At 75.9% G+C, this 20,500-nt stretch carries 18 protein-coding genes and 1 pseudogene; 9 read left to right on the top strand and 10 right to left on the bottom strand.

The window, feature by feature from the left end:
- Positions 1-113 precede the first annotated feature (113 nt).
- Positions 114-272: pseudogene (locus J1M37_RS11715) on the bottom strand (MGMT family protein); the annotation flags it as partial.
- Between the two features lie 59 nt (positions 273-331).
- Between J1M37_RS11715 and J1M37_RS04065 the strand changes: the two are divergent.
- Positions 332-1,018 (top strand): 3'-5' exonuclease, encoded by a 687-nt coding sequence (locus J1M37_RS04065; protein WP_044659751.1) that lies wholly within the window; start codon positions 332-334, stop codon positions 1,016-1,018.
- A 28-nt stretch (positions 1,019-1,046) separates the two neighbouring features.
- Here the strand turns inward: J1M37_RS04065 and hemL are convergent, their stop codons facing one another.
- Positions 1,047-2,372 (bottom strand): glutamate-1-semialdehyde 2,1-aminomutase, encoded by a 1,326-nt coding sequence (hemL, locus tag J1M37_RS04060; protein WP_036381097.1) that lies wholly within the window; start codon positions 2,370-2,372, stop codon positions 1,047-1,049.
- Positions 2,369-3,355, bottom strand: a complete 987-nt coding sequence (hemB, locus tag J1M37_RS04055; protein ID WP_036381100.1) for a porphobilinogen synthase — start codon at positions 3,353-3,355, stop codon at positions 2,369-2,371. The genes hemL and hemB overlap by 4 nt, the downstream gene beginning before the upstream one ends.
- Before the next feature lie 107 nt (positions 3,356-3,462).
- Here hemB and brnQ point away from each other — a divergent pair, with 107 nt between their 5' ends.
- The 3 genes from brnQ (at position 3,463) to J1M37_RS04040 (ending at position 6,331) form a co-directional block, all read left to right on the top strand.
- The gene (gene brnQ, locus J1M37_RS04050; RefSeq protein ID WP_206452159.1) at positions 3,463-4,857 is read left to right on the top strand and encodes a branched-chain amino acid transport system II carrier protein; all 1,395 of its coding nucleotides are present in this window, start codon (positions 3,463-3,465) and stop codon (positions 4,855-4,857) included.
- Between the two features lie 10 nt (positions 4,858-4,867).
- Entirely contained in the window at positions 4,868-5,950 is a 1,083-nt protein-coding gene (locus J1M37_RS04045; RefSeq protein ID WP_155932843.1) for an NYN domain-containing protein, read from the top strand.
- Between the two features lie 99 nt (positions 5,951-6,049).
- The gene (locus J1M37_RS04040; protein WP_206452158.1) at positions 6,050-6,331 is read left to right on the top strand and encodes a hypothetical protein; all 282 of its coding nucleotides are present in this window, start codon (positions 6,050-6,052) and stop codon (positions 6,329-6,331) included.
- A gap of 27 nt (positions 6,332-6,358) precedes the next feature.
- Here the strand turns inward: J1M37_RS04040 and J1M37_RS04035 are convergent, their stop codons facing one another.
- From J1M37_RS04035 to hemE, 6 genes are read right to left on the bottom strand one after another with little or no spacing between them, the layout of a single operon-like run.
- Positions 6,359-7,198, bottom strand: a complete 840-nt coding sequence (locus J1M37_RS04035; RefSeq protein ID WP_206452157.1) for a uroporphyrinogen-III synthase — start codon at positions 7,196-7,198, stop codon at positions 6,359-6,361.
- 1 nt (position 7,199) lies between these two features.
- On the bottom strand, positions 7,200-8,333 hold the full coding sequence (hemC, locus tag J1M37_RS04030; RefSeq protein ID WP_049147271.1) for a hydroxymethylbilane synthase: 1,134 nt from the start codon (positions 8,331-8,333) through the stop codon (positions 7,200-7,202).
- 4 nt (positions 8,334-8,337) lie between these two features.
- Complete coding sequence (locus J1M37_RS04025) at positions 8,338-9,687, bottom strand: ferrochelatase (RefSeq protein ID WP_049147270.1); 1,350 nt, start codon at positions 9,685-9,687, stop codon at positions 8,338-8,340.
- Positions 9,687-10,403, bottom strand: coding sequence for a hydrogen peroxide-dependent heme synthase (hemQ, locus tag J1M37_RS04020; RefSeq protein ID WP_036314319.1), 717 nt, complete (start codon positions 10,401-10,403; stop codon positions 9,687-9,689). Before hemQ ends, J1M37_RS04025 begins: the two co-directional genes overlap by 1 nt.
- Before the next feature lie 50 nt (positions 10,404-10,453).
- A complete protein-coding gene (locus J1M37_RS04015) occupies positions 10,454-11,962 on the bottom strand; it encodes a protoporphyrinogen/coproporphyrinogen oxidase (protein WP_036381112.1) in 1,509 nt (502 codons plus the stop codon).
- On the bottom strand, positions 11,959-13,182 hold the full coding sequence (gene hemE / locus J1M37_RS04010; RefSeq protein ID WP_041103347.1) for a uroporphyrinogen decarboxylase: 1,224 nt from the start codon (positions 13,180-13,182) through the stop codon (positions 11,959-11,961). The genes J1M37_RS04015 and hemE overlap by 4 nt, the downstream gene beginning before the upstream one ends.
- Positions 13,183-13,318: 136 nt before the next feature.
- On the opposite strand from hemE, the gene J1M37_RS04005 reads away from it, so the two are divergent.
- The 5 genes from J1M37_RS04005 to J1M37_RS03985 all read left to right on the top strand — a co-directional run bounded on the left by J1M37_RS04005 (position 13,319) and on the right by J1M37_RS03985 (position 19,424).
- Positions 13,319-14,671: a glutamyl-tRNA reductase gene (locus J1M37_RS04005; protein WP_049147265.1), complete on the top strand. Its 1,353-nt coding sequence runs from the start codon at positions 13,319-13,321 to the stop codon at positions 14,669-14,671.
- 25 nt (positions 14,672-14,696) lie between these two features.
- Entirely contained in the window at positions 14,697-15,353 is a 657-nt protein-coding gene (locus tag J1M37_RS04000) for a TetR/AcrR family transcriptional regulator (protein WP_049147262.1), read from the top strand.
- A 120-nt stretch (positions 15,354-15,473) separates the two neighbouring features.
- Positions 15,474-15,698 (top strand): DUF3107 domain-containing protein, encoded by a 225-nt coding sequence (locus J1M37_RS03995; protein WP_049147259.1) that lies wholly within the window; start codon positions 15,474-15,476, stop codon positions 15,696-15,698.
- A 68-nt stretch (positions 15,699-15,766) separates the two neighbouring features.
- The gene (locus J1M37_RS03990; protein ID WP_206452156.1) at positions 15,767-17,332 is read left to right on the top strand and encodes an RNB domain-containing ribonuclease; all 1,566 of its coding nucleotides are present in this window, start codon (positions 15,767-15,769) and stop codon (positions 17,330-17,332) included.
- 250 nt (positions 17,333-17,582) lie between these two features.
- Positions 17,583-19,424, top strand: coding sequence for a DEAD/DEAH box helicase (locus tag J1M37_RS03985; protein WP_041103356.1), 1,842 nt, complete (start codon positions 17,583-17,585; stop codon positions 19,422-19,424).
- A 118-nt stretch (positions 19,425-19,542) separates the two neighbouring features.
- Here the strand turns inward: J1M37_RS03985 and J1M37_RS03980 are convergent, their stop codons facing one another.
- Entirely contained in the window at positions 19,543-20,403 is an 861-nt protein-coding gene (locus J1M37_RS03980) for a PHP domain-containing protein (RefSeq protein WP_049147253.1), read from the bottom strand.
- Between the last annotated feature and the right edge of the window lie 97 nt (positions 20,404-20,500).

Here is a 20,500-nt window from a genome sequence, read left to right as displayed (position 1 = left end):
GCGGGGCGTGCCCTCCCGCTCGTGCTCGACGGCGGCCGCGCGGCCAGCTCCGGGGGCAGCGAGCCGTCGGCCCGGACCACCCGCCACCACGGCGTGCCGGGGCTCGATTCGGCCATCGCCCGGCCGGCCTGCCGCGGACCGCCGACCCCCAGCAGGCCGGCCAGCCCCCCGTAGCTGACGGCGCGTCCGGGCGGGACCAGACGGGCGAGCGCCTCGAGCCCCTCGCCGAGGGTGAGCGGTCCGTCGTCGCGGTGGCGGGCGTCGGGGAGCACAGGGTGATCGGTCACGACCCCATCCTGTCGTGTCCGCCGGTCCGGGTAGCGTGAGGCGCGTGACTTGGCATGAGAGCATCCGCGCCGGCTTCGACCTCGAGACCACCGGACGTGATCCGCGCACCGCGCTGATCGTGACCGCCACCCTGGTGATGGTGGACGAGCACGGCCGCGCCGCGTCGTCGGCCGAGTGGCTCGTGGACCCGGGCGTGCCCATCCCCGCCGAGGCGGCCGAGGTCCACGGCGTCACCACGGAGCGGGCGCAGGCGGAGGGCATGCCCGCCGCGCAGGGCGTCACGGAGATCACCGAGACCCTGCGGGACCTGTTCGCCGCGGGCATCCCCGTGGTGGCCTTCAACGGCGTGTACGACTTCACGGTGATGGACCGGGAGGCGCGCCGCCACGGGCTGACGCCGCTCGAGGCCCGCCCCGTGATCGACCCGTTCGTGCTGGACAAGCAGGTGGACCGGTTCCGCAAGGGCAAGCGCACGCTCTCCGCGGTGTCCGAGCACTACGGGGTGACCCTGGAGAACGCGCACACCTCCGCGGCGGACGCCCTCGCCGCCGTCCAGGTGGCCGACGCCCTGGCCGCCCGGTACGAGCAGCTGCGCGTGGCGCCGACGGACCTGCACGAGCGGCAGGTCCGCTGGAAGGCCGAGCAGGCGGAGAGCTTCGAGCAGTACCTGCGACGCAAGGACCCGCAGGCCACCGTCTCGCGCCACTGGCCGGTCGAGGCCGAGCGCTGAGCGCCCGGCCCCGACCCGCACCCGGGTCTCAGCCCTGGGGCGTCGCCGCCGCGGCCGCCTTCGCCGCGGCCGGCAGCGCGTCGAGCACCCGGGTGACCGCCGCGTCGTCGTGGGCGGCGGAGACGAACCAGGCCTCGAACACGGACGGCGGCAGGTACACGCCGGAGGCCAGCATCGACTGGAAGAACGGGGCGTAGCGGAAGACCTCCTGGCCCTGGGCGTCCCGGTAGTCCCGCACGCCGGTGCCGGAGGTGCCGAACGCCAGGGAGAACAGGGTGCCGGCCCGCTGGATCGAGTGGTCCACGCCCTCGGCGTCGAGCGCGGCCACGAGGCCCTCGCGCACGGCGTCCGAGGCGCGCGTCACGGCCGCGTAGACGGCCTCGTCGGCGCGGGAGAGCGTGGCGTGGCCGGCGGCCATGGCCACCGGATTCCCGGAGAGGGTGCCGGCCTGGTACACGGGGCCGAGCGGGGCCAGGTGGTCCATGATCTCGGCGGAGCCGCCCAGGGCGGCCGCGGGCATGCCGCCGCCGATCACCTTGCCGAAGCACCAGATGTCCGGGGTCCAGCCCTCGGGCTGTCCGGACAGGCCCCAGCCGCCCGTGGCGGTGGCGCGGAAGCCGGTGAGCACCTCGTCCCAGATCAGCAGCGCGCCGTGGCGGCGGGTGATCTCGCGCAGGAACGCGTTGAAGCCCTCGGCGGGCTCCACGACGCCCATGTTGCAGGGCACGGCCTCCGTGATGAGCGCGGCGATGCGCTCGCCGTGCTCGGCGAACACGGCCTCGACGGCGGCGCGGTCGTTGTAGTCCACCACGAGGGTCTCGGAGGCGGCGGCCTCGGTGACGCCCGCGGAGCCGGGCAGGGCGGCGGTCGCCACGCCCGAGCCGGCCGCGGCCAGCAGGCCGTCCGAGTGGCCGTGGTAGCAGCCGGCGAACTTCACGATCAGGTTGCGGCCGGTCACGCCGCGGGCCAGGCGCAGGGCCGTCATGGTGGCCTCGGTGCCGGTGGACACGAAGCGCACGCGCTCGACCGGGACCTTGGAGGCGATCAGCTCGGCCAGCGCGGTCTCCTCCAGCGTGGAGGTGCCGAAGCCGAGGCCGCGGTCCACGGCGGCGTGCACGGCCTCGACGACCTCGGGGTGCTGGTGGCCCAGCAGCATGGGGCCCCACGAGCAGACCAGGTCCACGTACTCGTTGCCCTCGACGTCGGTCAGGTACGGGCCGCGTGCGCCGGCCATGAACCGGGGCGTGCCGCCCACCGAGCCGAAGGCGCGCACGGGTGAGTCGACGCCGCCGGGGATGACGGCCTGGGCCGCGGCGAAGGCGGCGGCGTTGGTGGTCGGCTGGGACGCGGTCACAGGGACCCCTCCTTCATCCAGCGGCCGAGCTCGGCCGCCCAGTAGGTGAGCACGGAGTCGGCGCCGGCGCGCCGGATGGAGAGCACGGACTCGACGATCGAGGCCTTCCGGTCGATCCAGCCGTGCGCGGCGGCGGCCTCGATCATCGCGTACTCCCCCGAGATCTGGTACGCGGAGACGGGCACGTCCGCCATGTCCGCCACGTCGCGCACGATGTCCAGGTAGCTCATCGCGGGCTTGACCATCACCATGTCCGCGCCCTCCTCGAGGTCGAGGGCGACCTCGAGCAGGGCCTCGCTCCGGTTGGCGGCGTCCATCTGGTAGGTCTTGCGGTCGCCCGTGAGCTGGGAGTCGACGGCGTCGCGGAACGGCCCGTAGAACGCCGAGGAGTACTTCGCGGCGTAGGCGAGGATCGCGGTCTCGTGGTGGCCGGCGCCCTCGAGGGCCTCCCGGATCACGCGGACCTGGCCGTCCATCATCCCGGAGGGGCCGAGCACGTCCGCACCGGCCTCGGCCTGCGCGACGCCCATCCGGGCGTAGATCTCCAGCGTCGCGTCGTTGTCCACGGTGCCCTCGGCGGTGAGCACGCCGCAGTGGCCGTGGTCGGTGAACTCGTCCAGGCACAGGTCGGACATCACGACGAGCCCGTCCCCCACCTCCGCCTTCACGTCCCGGATGGCCCGGTTCAGGACGCCGTCCGGGTCCAGGGCGGCGCTGCCGACGGCGTCGCGCGTGGTCGGCACGCCGAACAGCATGATGCCGCCCAGGCCCAGCTCGGCGGCCTCGGCCGCGGCGGCCTTGAGCGAGTCCGCGGTGTGCTGCACGACGCCCGGCATCGAGGCGATCGGCACGGGCTCGGCGGCGCCCTCCTTGATGAAGGCCGGCAGGATCAGCTCGGCGGGGTGCAGGCGCGTCTCAGCGACGAGGCGGCGCATCGCGGCGGACCGGCGCAGACGCCGGGGACGGTGCAGCGGGAAGGACATGACGGGGTCACACGCTCCTGGTTCGGGGACCCGTCCAGTCTAGGCGCGGAGGCTGACCGCGCGCCGGGTACAGTCATGGCGCCCCGTCCGCCGTCGAGAGGCCCGTGATGCCCCCGCGCCTGCGCCCCGGTCAGACCCTGCTGCTGGCCTCGCTCGTCTTCGGCCTGTTCTTCGGCGCGGGCAACCTGATCTTCCCCGCCGGCCTGGGCCGGGATGCGGGCGCCGCGGTCACGCCGGCCACGCTCGGCTTCCTCGTCACGGCGGTGGGGCTGCCGGTCCTGGGCATCGTCGCCTCGGCGGTGACGGGGGCGAGCTCGGTCCGTGAGATGACGGCGCCCGTCTCCCGGCGCTTCGCCGTGGCGTTCACGTGCCTGCTGTACCTGACGATCGGCCCCCTCTTCGCCATCCCCCGCACCGCCACGGTGTCCTATGAGATCGGTGTCGCGCCCCTGGCGGGCGACGGCGGCCTGCGGCTGCTCGGCTTCACGGCGGCGTTCTTCGCGGTCGCCGCGGTCGCGGCGTTCCGTCCGGGCCGGCTCATGGAGTGGGTGGGGCGGTACCTGACCCCGGCGTTCCTGGTCCTGCTCGGCGCCCTGGTGGCGGCCGCCGTCGTGGCCCCGATGAGCACGGGCGCCCTGCCCTCGCCGACCCCCGCCTACGCCGACGGGGCGCTCGTGCGGGGCCTGCTGGACGGCTACGCCACGATGGACGCGCTCGCCTCGCTCGCCTTCGCGGTCGTGATCGTCGACGCCGCCCGGCGCCTGGGCGTGACGGGTCCGCGCCGCATGGCGGTGGAGCTGGGCAAGGCGGGGCTGGTCGGCGGCGCGGCGATGGCGGTGGTCTACGCCTCGCTGGCGTACGTCGGCGCCACGAGCCACGGCGCGTTCGCACAGGCCGCGAACGGCGGCGACGTCCTCGCCCGCACCGCGAGCCACTTCTTCGGCACGGCGGGCGCGTACCTCATCGCGGCCATCGTCTTCGTCGCGTGCCTGAAGACCTGCATCGGACTGATCGTGGCGTGCGCCGAGATGTTCGCGGAGATGTTCCCCGGGTCCTACCGGCTGTGGGCGAGCCTCTTCCTCGTGGTGTCCTTCGCGCTCGCCAACCTGGGCCTGGAGGCGATCATCGCCTGGTCCGTCCCGGTGCTGATGTTCCTCTACCCGATCGCCGTCGTCGTCATCCTGCTCGGCCTCGCCTGGGCCTGGGTGCGGGGCCGCCCGGCGGTGGCCCGCTGGGTGGTCGCCTGCACGGGGCTCGCCGCCTCCTTCGACCTGCTGGGCGCCCTGCCGGAGGCGCTCGCGACGACGCCGCCCGTCACCGCCCTGACGGGCCTGGCCGGCCGGGTGCTGCCCGGCTACGCGGTCGGCTTCGGCTGGGTGGTCCCGGCGCTCGTCGGGCTGGTCGTCGGCACAGTGGCCGCCGCCTCGCGGCCCCGCCCCCGCCGGGGCGAGCGGGAGGCGATCCCGGTCACCGCCGGCCACGGGCGCACCGCCGCCGACTAGGGTGGGACACATGCCCGAACCCACCCCCGCATCCCTGCGCATCGCCGTCCTGATGGACAGCGACAACGTCTCCCCCAAGTTCGCCCCCCTGATCCTCGAGGAGCTCGCCACCTACGGCACCCCCACGATCAAGCGCGCGTACGGCGACTGGACCACGACCAACCTGAACGGCTGGAAGAAGGCGCTGAACCACCACGCGATCCAGCCGGTCCAGCAGTTCGCCTACACCGTGGGCAAGAACTCCTCGGACTCCGCGCTCATCATCGACGCGATGGACCTGCTCTGGATGGGCAACGTGGACGCGTTCGCCCTCGTCTCCTCCGACTCCGACTTCACGCGCCTGGCCACCCGCCTGCGCGAGGGCGGCAAGCGTGTGATCGGCCTGGGCGCCCGCAAGACCCCCGCCTCGCTGCGCAACGCCGTGGACCAGTTCATCTACCTCGAGCTGCTCGGCACGGCCACGGACCACGACGTCGACGACGACGAGACCGGCGAGGACGCCCCCGCCAAGGAGGAGAACGCCAAGGCGTCCGAGGGCTCCGGCCGCTCGGGGTCCCGCCGCGGCGGTCGAGGCCGCGGCCGCGGGTCCAAGACCACCGACGCCGCCGACACCCCCGAGGCCACGGACGCGGACGTCGCGGACGCCGAGGCCCCCATTGCCGACGAGGCGCCCGCCGGGGACGCCGCCGGGGACGCCGCCGCCGGCAAGGACGGGAAGGGCCCGCAGGCGAAGTCCGGAGCCGGTCGGCGGGGCCGCCGTGCGTCGTCGGACGTCACCGAGGACCCGACCCCGCCCGAGGTGCCGGTCGAGGCCGAGCCCGAGCACGACGAGGCCGACGCCGCCCCGCGCATCGACCTGCAGGCCGCGCTCACCAAGGCCGTCAACGCCACGAGCACCGACGACGGCTGGGCCACGCTGTCCCTGATCGGCCAACACCTGAGCCGCACCCACGTGGACTTCGACCCGCGCGACTTCGGACACTCCAAGCTCTCCACCCTCGTGGAGGACCAGCCGTACCTGCGCACCCGCACCGAGGGCCGGACCATGGAGGTCTCGCTGGTCCGCCGCCGCAGCCGCCGCGCCGAGGGCTGAGCGGCACGGCCCGTCGTCCCCCGCGGCCGGCGGGCCGGTCCACCGGCCGTTCACCCGCCGGCCACCCGCCCACCACGCCCGTTCGGTAGGCTCCCCACCATGGGGAACACTCTGGACTTCCTGCGCGGCGTCGACCGCCTGCACGCCTTCTACACGGAGAACGTGCGCATGCTCGCGCACGCGTACGACCTGACGGATGAGGAAGCCTCGGAGCTGCTCGCCAACACGGGCTTCACCAACGTCTCGGTCGCCATCCTGCGCGATCCGCGGGTGGACACCATGGCCGCCGCCACCGGCCTGCCTCAGGACGAGAAGCACGACGCCGGCCCGGCGCCGTCGGAGGACGACGCGCCCGACCCGGACGGCGACCGCCCCGACTGAGCCTCGCCTCGAGTGCGGCCGGGCGGCTCAGGCCGCACCGCGCAGCACGGCCAGCACTCCGGCCGCGTCCGGCGTGGGGGCCGTCCCGAGCAGGGGCAGACCCCGCCGCGCGCACGTGTCACGGGTCGGCGCGCCGATCGCCACGAGCCGCACCCGCTTGCCCACCAGTGGCGTCAGACCCGCGGCCACGAACTCCTCCGCCGCGGAGGAGCTGGTGAGCACCACGGCGGTCCCCGCCGCGACCGCGGCCAGCCGCGCGGGCGTCACGACGTCCCCCCGGCCCTCGTCCGCCGCCCCGTCGAGCAGTCGCCTGCCGGCCTGCGCCGGATACGGCACCGTCCGGTAGGCGAGCCCGGTCCGCACGTCCCAGCCCGCCGCGCGCAGGCCGTCGGCGAGGCGGGGCCGGGCCCGGTCGGACTGGGGCAGCCACGCGCGGCCGCCGCGGGGATGCAGGGCGGCGAGTCCGGCGATCAGGCCCTCGGCGGAGCGGTCCTCGGGCGGCAGCCACGGCGCCGCGTCGCAGCCCGCCTCGGTCAGCACCCGTGCCGTGCCCGGTCCGGTGACCGCGATCCGCGCGCCCGCCGGGACATGGCCGTCCCAGCCGACGGCCCTGAGTGCGCGCACGGTGTTGGGGCTCGTCAGCACGAGCCAGCGGGGCCCGTCCGAGCGCACCGGCCCGGCCGCATCACCGTCGGCCCCCGCCCAGTCCGCGAGCAGCGCGCGCAGGGGGCCGTCGTCGTCGGGCAGCGCGAAGTCGGTCAGCGGCAGGAAGCCGACCCGCAGCCGCCGCCCCGCCACCTCGGTGCCGGCGAGACCGGCCTCGAGGTCGCCGGCCTGGGCCGGCTGGCGGGTGAGCAGGACGCGCATCTCAGGCCGGGTCGTCGGGGCGCGGGGCGCCGTCGCCCCGGTCCACCCCGCGCACCGTGCCGGGCAGCAGGTCGGCGCCCTCGGCCACGAACTGCTCGGCCACGTGCACGCCGAGTGCCTCCGCGGCCACGAACAGGGTGTCCTCGAGCCACTCGTCGGCGGCCGCCGGGTCGCCGGCCACGTCGGCCGGCACCGGGTCGAGCTGCACGGACGAGGTCCGGCGCAGCACGCGGGAGCCGTCGAGGGCGGCCACCATCGCGGTCATCTCGATGCGCGGCGCGCCGGCCTCGCCGTCGGTCACGCGGGCCACGGCCCCGATCGGCGCGGCGCAGCCGGCCTCGAGGCGGCGCAGCAGGGCCCGCTCGGCGGTGACCGCCACGTGGGTGTCCCGATCGTCGACCAGCTCGAGGGCGGCGTGCAGCCTCCCGACCGGCGCCTCGGGGTCCAGGAGCGCCCGACCGAGGAAGGACTCGTCCTCGGCCCGGATCTCCACGGCCAGGGCGCCCTGCCCGGGGGCGGGCACCATGACCTCCGGGTCGATCCGCTCGGTGATCACGTGGTCCAGGCCGAGCCGGTCGAGCCCGGCACAGGCCAGGATCACGGCGTCGAGGTCACCGCGGGGCGAACCCGCGGCGGCCGGGGCGTGGTCGTCGTGCTGCTCCAGCCCGGGCACGCGGGCCAGGCGGGTCTGCACGTTGCCGCGGATGTCCACCAGCTCCAGATCCGGGCGCAGCGCCTTGAGCTGGGCCACGCGGCGCGGCGAGCCCGTGCCCACCCGGGCGCCCTCGGGCAGGGTCGCCAGGGTGAGGCCGTCGCGGGCGCACAGGGCGTCCCGCAGGTCGGCCCGGGCCGGCACCGCGGCGATCTCGAGGGTCTCCGGTTGGACGGCCGGCAGGTCCTTGAGCGAGTGCACGGCCGCGTCCACGACGCCGTCGAGCACGGCGGCCCGCAGCGCCGAGGCGAACACGCCGGTGCCGCCCAGCGAGGCCAGCGAGCCGGTGGTGACGTCGCCCTCGGTGCGGATCACCACCAGCTCGTGGGCCAGGCCGGAGCGCTCCGTGAGCGTCTCGGCCACGTGGGTGGTCTGCGTGGTCGCCAGGGCGGAGCCCCGGGTGCCGATGCGCAGGGGGGTCACGGTCTCAGGCCTCCTCGGCGGGGGCCGCGGCGCCCGCCTCGTGCTCGGCCAGCCCGCGCACGGCGGCGTCGACAGCGGACGTCGTCGGCCGCGTCGAGCCGTCCCGCATCACCTTGACGCAGCAGTCCGGCCGGCACACGTCGTACCACGCCGGGAAGCAGCCGACCGCGGCGCGACCCTCGCGCCGGCCCAGCCGCTCCTCCACGATGTCCACGAGCCCGGCCACGAACCGCGGGTCGGTGCCCGGGGTGGGGCTGCGACGGAACCCCACGCCCAGCCCCTCGGCGGTCTCCTTGGCCTCGGTGTCGAGGTCCCAGACCACCTCCATGTGGTCCGAGACGAACCCCAGCGGCACGACGATGAAGCCCGCCACGGCACGCCCCTGCGCGTCCGTCTCGGCGCCCTCGCCCGCGAGGTGCTCCATCGCGTCGTTGATGTCCGGCTCCAGCCACGGCACCGAGGGCGGGCCGGAGCGCGACTGGTACACGAGCGACCACGGCACGTCCGCGGCCTCGGGCACGCCGGCGAGGATCTCGCGGGCCACGTCGAGGTGCTGCGCCGAGTACACGTCCGCACCCTCGTCGCCCGGCTCCGCCCCCGCCTGCGCGCGCAGGTCTGCGGCGAGGCCGCGCGGGCCGGCCGCGGCGGCGTCGGAGGTGGGGATCGAGTGGGTCGCGAAGAGCACGTGGATCCGCGCGTCGTCCCCCAGCTCCGCGCGCAGCGACGCCAGGTCCGCGCGCAGGCCGTCCCGGAACGGCTCGATGAAGCCGGGGTGGTTGAAGTACTGGCGCGTCTTGTCCAGGTCCACCTTCCCGGTCAGGCCGGTCTGCTCCAGGGCCATGCCCATGTCCTCGCGGTACTGGCGGCACGAGGAGTAGCAGGAGTACGCGGAGGTGGTGACCGTCAGGATGCGGCGGTGCCCGTCGGCGTGCATCCGCTCGAGGGTGTCCGGGAAGTAGGGCTCCCAGTTGCGGTTGCCCCAGTACACGGGCAGGTCCAGGCCGCGGGCGGCCAGCTCGGCCTCGATGGCCGCCTTCAGCGCGCGGTTCTGCGCGTTGATGGGGCTGACGCCGCCGTTGGCGCGGTAGTGGGTGGCGACCTCCTCGAGGCGCTCGTCCGGGATGCCGCGCCCGCGCGTGACGTTGCGCAGGAACGGGATCACGTCGTCCTGGCCCTCGGGCCCGCCGAAGGAGGCGAGCAGCAGGGCGTCGTAGTCCTTGGGGGCCATCACGCCGCACACGTCGTAGTCGACGCCGGCGGCGGCCTTCTCGGGCGTCCGGAGGGCCGGGGCGACGCCGGCGTCCGGGCCGGTGTGGACGGGCGCGTCGGCGCGGGGCTCGGGGGCGGCGGTCATCAGGCCAGCACCTCCGCGATCTCGGCGGTCTCCAGACGGCGTCCGGTGTAGAACGGCACCTCGCTGCGCACGTGCAGGCGGGTCTCGTTGTTGCGCAGGTGGCGCATCATGTCCACCAGGTCCGTCAGCTCGTCCGCCTCGAGGCCCAGCAGCCACTCCCAGTCGTTCAGGCCGAACGCGCTGGTGGTGTTCGCCCATACCTGCGGGAAGTCCTGGCCGAGCTGGCCGTGCTCGCGGAGCATGCGGGCCCGCTCCTTCGGGTCCAGCAGGTACCAATCGTACGAGCGCACGAACGGGTAGAAGCACAGCCACTTCAGGGCCTTGCGGCCCATGGCGAAGGCGGGGACGTGGTCCTTGTTGAACTCGGCCATGCGATCGGCGCCCATGGCCGAGAGCACCATCGTGGTGCCCTCGAGCAGACGGGTGCGGCGCAGCTCGCGGATGGCGGCCTGCAGGTCCTCGGGCACCTGGCCGTACATCCACACCATGACGTCGCCGGCCTCGCGCATGCCCGAGACGTCGTAGACGCCGCGCACGGTCACGCCGGTCTGGGCCACCCGCGCGACGGCCTCGTCGAACTCCTTGGCGGCCTTCTTCGCGTCACGGCCCTCCAGTCCCAGCCAGCCGGGCTCGCCCTGTGGGCGGGCGAACACGGTGTAGGTGGTGAACCAGTCCTTGCCGGCCTCGGCAGGGGTGGTGGTGCTGTCCTTGGTCATGGTCCTCTTCCTTGAGATCCGATTGCGTCAGGGGTGGTCTGGGGGCGAGGTCAGCCCGCGGGCGGCGCGTCGGCGCCGAGGGTGCGGTCCACGCCGGCGACGACGGCGGCCAGCCCGGTGCCGTGCACCCAGCTGCCCACGAGGTCGAGGCCGGGCACGTCCCGTGCCCAGTCGATCAGCGTGTCCGCCTTCGCGCGGTCGGGGCCGGCCTGCGGCGGGATGGAGCGGCGCCAGCGGGTGACGGTGCGGGCGACGACGTCCTCCTCCGCCAGCGGCACCCCGGTGAGAGTCGCCGTGTCCACGAGCGCCTGCGCGAGCAGCTCCTCGTCCGCGCTGCGGTGGCCCAGGGCCTCGGGCCCGCCGCCCTGGCGGCCGTAGGACAGGCGCAGCACGTGGCGGTGGGGATGGCGGGCGACACCGTCCTCCTGCGGACGCGCGACGACCTCGCGCAGCCACGCCCACTTGGCGGTGGCGTGGGTCAGGGCCTTGGCGGCCACGTCCGTCCCGGCGCCGACCAGCACTCCGGTGCCGCGTGGCGCGTCGTCCAGGCCCGCGGCCTCGACGACGAGCGTGGCCAGCGCGATGCCCTCGCCGAGGGCGGGGCCGGCGTCGGGGTCCAGGGCCTCGGCCGAGAGCGGGGCCAGCAGGTCCCAGGCGGTGACGCCGTCCACGGCCAGCACGACGCGGTCCACGTCGAGCCCGCGGACGACCTCGTCGTCCCGGTCCGAGATCTGGGCCCACCAGCCGCCGGTGGCGGGCACGCGGGACAGGGCGGCCACCCGGACACCGCGCAGGACGGTGGCCCCGTCCTCGCGCAGCGCCTCGACGAGCCGGCCGGTGAGGCGGACCATGCCGCCGTCCAGACCGGCCACGAGCGAGCCGGGGGTCCCGGTGGACCGCAGCGCGGCGACGCCCGCGGCCAGCCCGCCGTGCTCCACGGCGGCGGCGAGCAGGCCGGGGGCCACGCGCTCCAGCTCGACGACCGCGGGGTCGGCCGAGTGGACTCCGGCGACGACGGGGGCCACGAGGCGGTCGAGCACCTCGTCGCCGAGGCGGTCGGCCACGACCTGCGCGACGGTCACCGGTTCGCCGGCCGCGAGCGCGGCGGCCCAGCGATCCATGGGGGCCTCGGCGTCCTGCCGGGCGCGCTCCAGGCCGGCCGGCGTGAGGGCGGCGGCGAGGTCCTCGGCGTCGAGGTCGCCGGGGATGCCGACGATGCCGAGACGCGGGGCGCGCACGGGGCCGGCGGGACCGTGCAGCCACGAGCCGAGGGGCTCGGGCGCGACGATCTTCTCGCCCAGCCCGAGCTCCTCCACGAGCGCGCGCACGGCGGCGCCGCGGACGGCGAACGACTCGGCGCCGCCGTCGAGTTCGAGGGTCTGGGTCTCGGGGGCCCCGGTCTCGCCGTGCGAGGGGACGTCGAGGAAGCGCGGGGAGACCGCGCCCCCGAGCACGGAGGTGGCCTCGGCGAGGGTCACGTCCCAGCCCGCCGCGGACAGTCGGTGGGCCGCGACGAGGCCGGCGATGCCGCCGCCGACCACGAGCGCCGTGCCGCTCATGCGCGCTCCTCCCGCTCGGCGGTCTCGACCCCCGGTGCCGGGTCCTGGCCCTCCCGCTCCGGCACGGGCAGGGAGTGGATCAGCTCGACCACGCGGGTCAGCACGGCCGCGTCCGTCTCCGGCGGCACGCCGTGGGCGAGGTTGACGACGTGGCCGGGCGCGACGGCGCCGGAGGCGACAACGTCGCGCACGTGGGCCTCGAGGACCTCCCACGGGGCGGCGAGCAGGGCCGGGTCGATGTTGCCCTGCAGGGGCACGGCGCCGCGTCCGTCGGGGCCGGGGTTCGCGCTGAGCCGGCGGTGCGCCTCGGCGAGCGTGAGGCGGTGGTCCACGCCGACGGCGGTCGCGCCCGCGTCACGCATGTGGTGCAGGAACTCTCCGGTGCCCGTGCCGAAGTGCAGGAGCGGGGCGCCGTCGGGGACGCCGGGCCCGGCGAGGTCGGCGACATGGGCGAGGGCCGCCGTCGAGTGCGGCTGCACGTGCTCGAGGTAGTCGTCCGCCGAGAGCGAACCGGCCCACGAGTCGAACAGCTGCGCGGCGGAGGCGCCGGACTCGAGCTGGGCGCGCAGGAACTGGCCGGACACGGTGGCCGCCCAGCCGGCCAGGGCGGCCCAGGTCTCGGGGTCGGCGTGCATCATGCGTCGCGGGCCGAAGTGGTCGCGGGAGGGACGGCCCTCCACCATGTACGCCGCCAGCGTGAAGGGGGCGCCGGCGAAGCCGATCAGGGGGCGCGGGCCCAGCTCGGCGACGGTGGCCGCGACGGCCTCGCGGATGACGTCCAGGGCGGCGTCCTCGAGGACGGGCAGCGCGGCGACGTCGTCGGCGGTGCGGACGGCCTGGCCGAGCACGGGGCCCACGCCGGGCTGGATCTCCACGTCCACGCCCGCCAGGCGCAGGGGGACCACGATGTCCGAGAAGAAGATCGCCGCGTCGACGTCGTGGCGGCGCACCGGCTGCATCGTGATCTCCCGGACCAGGTCCGGCATGAGGCAGGAGTCGAGCATCCCGATCCCCTCGCGCACCTGGCGGTACTCGGGCAGCGAACGGCCGGCCTGCCGCATGAACCACACGGGGTGGCGGTCGGGGCGCTGGCCGCGCAGCGCGCGGAGGAGCGGGCTGGCCACGGTCGAGCGTGACGGATCCTCGGTGCGCAGCGGGTGCTCGGCGGGCAGTGCCGGGACGGCCGCGGGGGTCTCGGGGGTCTGGGACAGGGCGGACATGCCCCCAGTGTCCCACCGGTCGTGTCGCGGTGGCACATCCGCGTCCTCCGTGAGCGTCGTCACACTGGCCGACGGCACCCGGGTCAGGTCCGCCTTCCCGGACGGGCGGGGCGGTCGGGGCTAGACTTGGCCCGCTGTGACTGTCTTCTCTCTCGTCGCCTCCCACCATGATCTGGACCTGGACACGGTCGCCCGCCTCAGCGCCGGCGCGACCGGGGTCGGGCCCGCCCTGCCCGGCAGCGGTGCGGCGGGCGCCGTCGTGCTGGCCACGTGCAACCGCGTGGAGATCTACGCCGAGGCCGACGGGGCCGGCGTCGAGGCCGCTCGCGCGGGGCTGCTGTCCGCCGTCGCCGCCTCCACCTCCCTGCCCGACGAGGACGTGCACGCCGCGTTCCGCACACTCGACGCCGACGCCACGGCCCGTCACCTCTTCGAGGTCGGCGCCGGACTGGACTCCGCCGTGGTGGGCGAGCGCGAGATCGCCGGTCAGGTCCGACGCGCCCTGACGGCGGCCCAGGAGGCCGGCACCGCCTCGGGTCCGCTCGTCCGCCTCTTCGAGTCCGCCACGCGCACGGCCAAGGACGTCGGCTCCCGCACGGCGCTCGGCGCGGCCGGCCGCTCGGTCGTCTCCGTCGCCCTGGACCTCGCGGAGGAGCTGCGCGGTCTCACCGACGCCGCGGCCCAGCGCGACTTCTGGGCCGGGGCCACCATCCTGCTGATCGGCACGGGCGCCTACGCCGGCACCACGCTCGCGCAGCTGGCGGACCGGGGCGCGACCACCGTCGGCGTGCACTCGGCCTCGGGCCGCGCGGAGCAGTTCGTCGCGGACCGCGGCGGCTGGGCCCTCGCGCTCGGCGGCGAGGCCGTGGCCGGCGCCGTCGCCGAGGCGGACGTGATCATCGGCTCCTCCGGCGGCGAACGCCAGATCAGCCCCGAGCGCCTCCAGGAGCTGCGCAAGGGCGGACGGCGTCCGCTCACGGTGGTCGACCTGGCCCTCTCGCGCGACTTCGACCCGGCGGTCGCGGACCTGCCGGACGTCGATCTCATCACCCTCGAGTCGGTGCGGCTGGCCGCACCCGAGCAGGCCCAGGTCGCCGTCGCGGAGGCCCGCGCGCTCGTGGACGACGCCGTCGAGGAGTACCGCGCCGCGCAGCGTGGCCGCAGTGCCGACGCGGCGATCAAGGCCCTGCGCCGCCACACCCTCGGTGTGCTCGACCGGGAGCTCGAGCGCGTGCGCGCCCGCCACGGCTGCACGGCGGCCGCCGAGGAGGTGGAGTTCGCCCTGCGCCGCATGGTGAACCAGCTCCTGCACGAGCCCAGCGTGCGCGCCAAGCGGCTCGCCGCCGAGGGCCGGCTCGACCGCTATGAGGACGCCCTCGAGGCGGTCTTCGGGATCGAGGCCCCCGGCCGCCCCGCCCCCGCCGTGGGCACGGTCGAGGCGGTCTGTCCCGCGCACGAGGACGAGGGCGGCGCCGCGCGCATCGCGTGAGCCCGCCCCGCGCCAGGAGGACCCCGTGACCGACCACCCCGCCGCCACCGCGCCCGACGAGCCCGGGCGAGGCCGCCGTCTGCCCCGGCAGGAGCGTCGTCGCCAGCTGCTGGACTGCGCCCGCGCGGTCTTCGCCGCGGAGCGGTACGCGGGGGCCTCCATGGAGCAGATCGCCGAGCGGGCCGAGGTCTCCAAGCCGGTCCTCTACCAGCACTTCCCCAGCAAGCACGAGCTCTTCCTCGAGCTGCTGGACGCCGAGGTCGCGAGCCTGCGCGCGCTCCTCGAGGCGGCGATGGACACCCGCCGGGACAATCGCGAACGGGTGCGGGCCACCGTCGCCGCCGTGTTCGAGTACATGGCCTCTCCCGAGCGGACCCACCGCCTGATCTTCGACTCCGGCATCGACGGGGACCCGGAGGTGCGCACGCGCAGCGAGGCCGTGCACCGGCTGCTCTCCTCCGAGGTCGCGCGCACCATCCGCGCGGACACCACCGTGGCCGAGGCCGAGGCCGAGGTGCTCTCCCGCGGACTCGTCGGCTATCTCCTGGGCGCCGCCCGCCACTGGGCGGACCGGCTCGACGCCGACGCCCGCCCCGCCGCCGCCGAGATGGCCCGCACGGTGGACGCGCTCGTCTGGCGCGGCCTCGCCTCGCTGCCCTCCGCGGACGACGCGCCGCGCTGACCCGGCCGTCCGGCCCGTTTCGCCCGCGGGTGAACCTCGGGGGTGCCCGTCCACCCCGCCGAGCGGTCCCGTAGGCTGACGGCGGACCGCACAGGACGCGACGAAGAGAAGAGGTTCCCCATGGAGATCCGCATCGGTGTGCAGCACGTCGGCCGCGAGGTCGTCATCGACAGCGAGCAGTCGGCGGACGAGGTCCGCTCCCTCGTGGACGCCGCCGTCTCCGACGGCACCCCGCTGGTCCTGGCGGACGCCAAGGGCCGCCAGGTGGTCGTCCCCGGCGACCGCATCGGCTTCGTGGAGATCGGCGCGAAGAAGTCGGGCCCGCTCGGGTTCGCCGCCTCCTGACCCGCCCGCACGCCCCGGTGATCCGCCGGGGCGTGCGTCGTCTCGGCCCCCTGCCCAGGAGCACCGCCATGACCCCTCACGCCCTCGGCCTCCGCGGCCCCGCCGACCCGACCCTGCTCGAGCGCCTCGCCGCCCTGCGGACGGAGCTCGAGTTGCCGCCGGCCTTCCCCGCCCCCGTCCTGGCCGAGGCGGAGGCGGCCGCGCGTGAGGTGCACGCGGGCCTGACCGGGAGCCCGGACCACGCGGACCGCACGGCCCTGCCGTTCGTCACCGTGGACCCCGCCGGCTCCACGGACCTGGACCAGGCCCTGCTCCTGACCCCCGCCGACGACGACGGCATCCTGGTCCGCTACGCGATCGCGGACGTGCCCGCCTTCGTGACCCCGGGCGGCGCCGTGGACGGCGAGGCCCGCCGCCGCGGCCAGACCGTCTACCTGCCCGACGGCCGGGTCCCCCTGCACCCGGAGGTGCTGAGCGAGGACGCCGCCTCGCTGCTGCCCGACCGCGAGCGCCCGGCGTTCGTGTGGACGTTCCTGCTGGACGCCGCGGGCGCCGTCGTCGAGACCGGCCTCGAACGTGCCCGCATCCGCTCCCGGGCGCAGCTGACGTACGGGCAGGTGCAGGCCTTCCTCGACGCACAGCCGGGGGCGCAGGCGCCGACGACGCCGCGCCCCGGGGTCACCGACGCGGACCGGGCCGCCGCCGAGGGGTGGCCGGCCGAGGTGCGCGACTCGCTGGCGCTGCTGCCGGAGGTGGGCCGACGGCGGGCCGCGCAGGAGGCCGCCCGCGGCGGCGCCTCCCTGAACCTGCCGGACCAGGAGGTCCGTGTCACCGAGGACGGGGCGCACGAGCTCGTGCACCGGGCGCCGTTGCCGGCGGAGGAGCACAACGCCCAGCTCTCCCTGCTGACCGGCATGGCCGCGGCCGAGCTGATGCTGGCCGCCGGAGTCGGGATCCTGCGTACGATGCCGGCACCGGACGCCGACGCCGTCGCCGCCTTCCGAGAGCGCACGCGCGCCCTGGGCGCCCCGTGGGACGAGGGCCAGGACTACGGCGCCTACCTGCGTTCCCTCGACCCCGCCGACGCGCGGCACCTGGCGGTGCTGCACGCGGCCACCGGGCTGTTCCGCGGCGCCGGGTACACGGCCTTCGACGCGCAGGCCGAGGACCCGGCCCTGCGCACCCCGCCGGACGAACCGGCCCAGGCCGCGCTCGCCGCCCCCTACGCCCACGCCACCGCTCCGCTGCGCCGGCTCGTGGACCGCTTCGTCCTGGCCCTGTGCCACGCCCATGCCATCGGCGCCCCCGCCCCCGCATGGGTCCGCAGCGCCCTGCCCGCGCTGCCCGCCCTCATGGCGGACTCGTCGCGCCGGGCCTCGGCCGCGAGCCGGACGGCGGCGGACCTCGTGGAGGCGGCGGCACTCGAGTCCCGCGTCGGCGCGGAGCTCGAGGGGATCGCGGTGCGCGAGGCGAAGGACGGCACGGAGGTGTGGCTGCTCGACCCGGCCGTGAGCCTGCGGGTGCCGGGCAGCGTCCCGGCGGGCACCCGGGTGCGCGTGCGGATCGAGGGCGTGGACCGCGCCTCGGGTGCGATCACGGCCGCGGGGGTAGACTGGCCGCACAGCTCACGCTGACCCAGGATGACCGGTCGCTCTCTGATCACCCTGACCCGCCGCCCGCGCCCCTGACGCCCGGGACGGCACCATGACCTGCCGGATCCGGCACGGCCCGCCGCGTACGGCGCGCCCGCCCGGTTCCACGGGGCGCCGCCCGTCGGCCGCTCCGCGTGCTTGCCTCGCGATCGGCTTCCGCTTGAACCGCGCGCACGGCGGAGCCGGGCCTTCCGCCCGCCGTGACGACGCCTGACCAGGAACGCGAGTCGCCATGACCCAGAACTCCGAGCACACCCCCGCCTCCGCCGACCTCGACCCGACGGTCGCCGCGATCGCGGAGGACATCGTCACCGAGGACGCCGCCCCCGTGGCCCCCGAGCAGACCTTCGCCGACTTCGGGGTGCACCCCGCGATCGTCGAGGCCCTGGAGGCCAAGGGCATCGTCCACCCCTTCCCCATCCAGGCCATGACCCTGCCGGTCGCCCTCGGCGGCCACGACATCATCGGCCAGGCCAAGACCGGCACCGGCAAGACCCTCGGCTTCGGCATCCCCGCGCTACAGCGCGCCATCGGCCCGGGCGAGCCCGGCTGGGACGGCCTCGAGGCCAAGGGCACCGCGGGCGCCCCGCAGGCCCTGATCGTCGCCCCGACGCGCGAGCTCGCCGTCCAGGTGGCCGGCGACCTCACGGCCGCCGCGGCCCGGCGCCCCCTGCGCATCGCCACCATCTACGGCGGCCGCGCCTACGAGCCGCAGATCGAGGAGCTGCAGCGCGGCGTCGAGATCGTCGTCGGCACCCCCGGCCGCCTCATCGACCTGATGCGCCAGCGCCACCTGCGCCTGGACCTGGTGAACACGGTGGTGCTGGACGAGGCCGACGAGATGCTGGACCTCGGCTTCCTCCCCGACGTCGAGACCCTGCTCGCCGCCGTCCCGGCCGTGCGTCAGACCATGCTGTTCTCGGCCACCATGCCGGGTCCCGTGGTCGCGATGGCGCGCCGCTACATGACGCAGCCGACCCACATCCGCGCGGCGGACCCGGAGGACGAGGGCCTGACGAAGAAGGACATCCGTCAGCTCGTCTACCGCGCCCACCACATGGACAAGGACGAGCTCGTGGCCCGCGCCCTGCAGGCCGAGGGCCGCGGCCGGACCATCATCTTCACGCGCACCAAGCGCACGGCCGCTCGCGTGGCGGACGAGCTGACGGCGCGCGGCTTCGCGGCCGGCGCGCTGCACGGCGACCTCGGCCAGGGCGCCCGCGAGCAGGCGCTGCGCGCGTTCCGCAACGGCAAGGTGGACATCCTCGTGGCCACCGACGTCGCGGCGCGCGGCATCGACGTCGACGACGTCACCCACGTGTTCAACTTCCAGGCGCCGGAGGACGAGAAGACCTACGTGCACCGCGTGGGCCGCACGGGCCGCGCCGGCAACAAGGGCGTGGCGGTGACCCTCGTGGACTGGGAGGACATGCCGCGCTGGTCCCTGATCGACAAGGCGCTCGGCCTCGGCCAGCCCGAGCCGGTGGAGACCTACTCCTCCTCCCCGCACCTGTTCTCCGACCTCGGCATCCCGAAGGGCACGAAGGGCCGTCTGCCGCAGGCCAAGCGCGTGCTCGAGGGCCTCGAGGGCGAGACGCTCGAGGACCTCGGCGGCCCCGAGGCGAAGCAGCGCGACGGCGGCCGCGGACGGGGTCGCGACGGCGGCCGTTCCCGTGACGGCGAGCGCGGCGGCCGAGGCCGAGGCGGGCGCTCCGGCGAGGGCCGTGACCGGGCGCGCGGCGGAGGCCGTGGCGAACGGAACCGGGGCGGCCGCTCCGGCGAGGGCCGTGACGATGCACGCGGCGGAGGCCGCGGCGAGCGCTCGGGCCGCGGGCGTGGTGAGGCACCCGCCGAGCAGCGCGCCGAGGGCCGGGGCCGTGGTCGCGGCGAGGGCCGCGAGCGCACCGCCTCGCGCTCCGAGACCCCCGCGGCCCGGACGTCGGAGCCGGTGGCCGGCGTCGAGCTCACGGAGGCCCGCCGGGCCGAGCGCGCCGAGGCCCGGGCCGAGGCCCGTCGTCGCCGGGGCGGCCGCTCCCGCACGCGGCGCCGCAACGGCGAGGTCGTGGACGGCTGACCCTCCCTTCCGGGCCCCCGGGAGTCTTCTGCACGAATGACCCTTCCGACCGCCGTGCAGGCGGCCGGAAGGGTCATTCGCGCAACGGATCCTCCGCCGTCGCCCGGGCCGTCCGGGCTCAGCCGCGGATGATCGCCGTGCCGGTGCCCTGCCGCTCGATCTCGGCGAGCACCTCCGCGCCCGTGGTGTGCTCGCCGATCGGATTGGGCTTGCCGGTGCCGTGGTAGTCGGACGAGCCGGTGACGAACAGTCCGTGCCGGTCCGCGAATGCGCGCAGCCAGGTGCGCTCCTCCGCCGGGTTGTCCCGGTGCTCGACCTCGACCCCCGCCAGTCCGGCCTCGGCCATCTGCTCGAACACCTCGTCGCCCACCACGCGGCCCCGCATGCGCGCCCGGGGATGCGCGAACACCGGCACCCCGCCGGCGGCCCGGATGAGCGCGACCGCCTCGGCCGGGTCCGGGGCGAAGTGCGGCACGTAGTACTTGGACCGGCCGGCGAGGATCTCCCGGAACGCCGCGGAGCGGTCCGGGACGGCCCCGATCGTCACGAGGGCGTCGGCCAGGTGGGGCCGGCCGATCGTCGCGTTCTCCGCCGCGTGCTCCTGGACCAGCTCCCACGTGATCGGGAAGTCCGCGCCCAGGCGCCGCACCATCTCCTGCGCCCGGATCAGCCGCGCGTCGCGGGCCAGGCCGACCTCCCGCAGCAGGGCGGGGTCCTCGGGGTCGTGCAGGTAGCTGAGCACGTGCACGCTCACGCCGTCGGCGGAGGTGCAGGACATCTCCATGCCGGGCACGAGCGTCAGCCCGGTCTCCCGCGCGGCGTGGGCGGCCTCGGCCCAGCCGGCGGTCGTGTCGTGGTCGGTGAGCGCGAGGCCGTCCAGCCCGGCCCGCGCCGCCGCACGCACCACGTCGGCCGGCGGCTCGGTGCCGTCGGACTCGGTCGAGTGCGTGTGCAGGTCGTAGCGGGCCATGGCGGCCATGGTACCGAGACCCGCGCGCGGCGGCCCCGACCCGCCCGCGCCCACCGGTGCCATGATGGGGGGCATGACCGATGCCGCACAGCACCCCGCCCAGACC

The sequence above is a fragment of the Micrococcus sp. KRD012 genome, assembly GCF_017168555.1.
Classification (GTDB): Bacteria; Actinomycetota; Actinomycetes; order Actinomycetales; family Micrococcaceae; genus Micrococcus; species Micrococcus luteus.
This window is presented reverse-complemented; position numbering and strand designations above follow the sequence as displayed.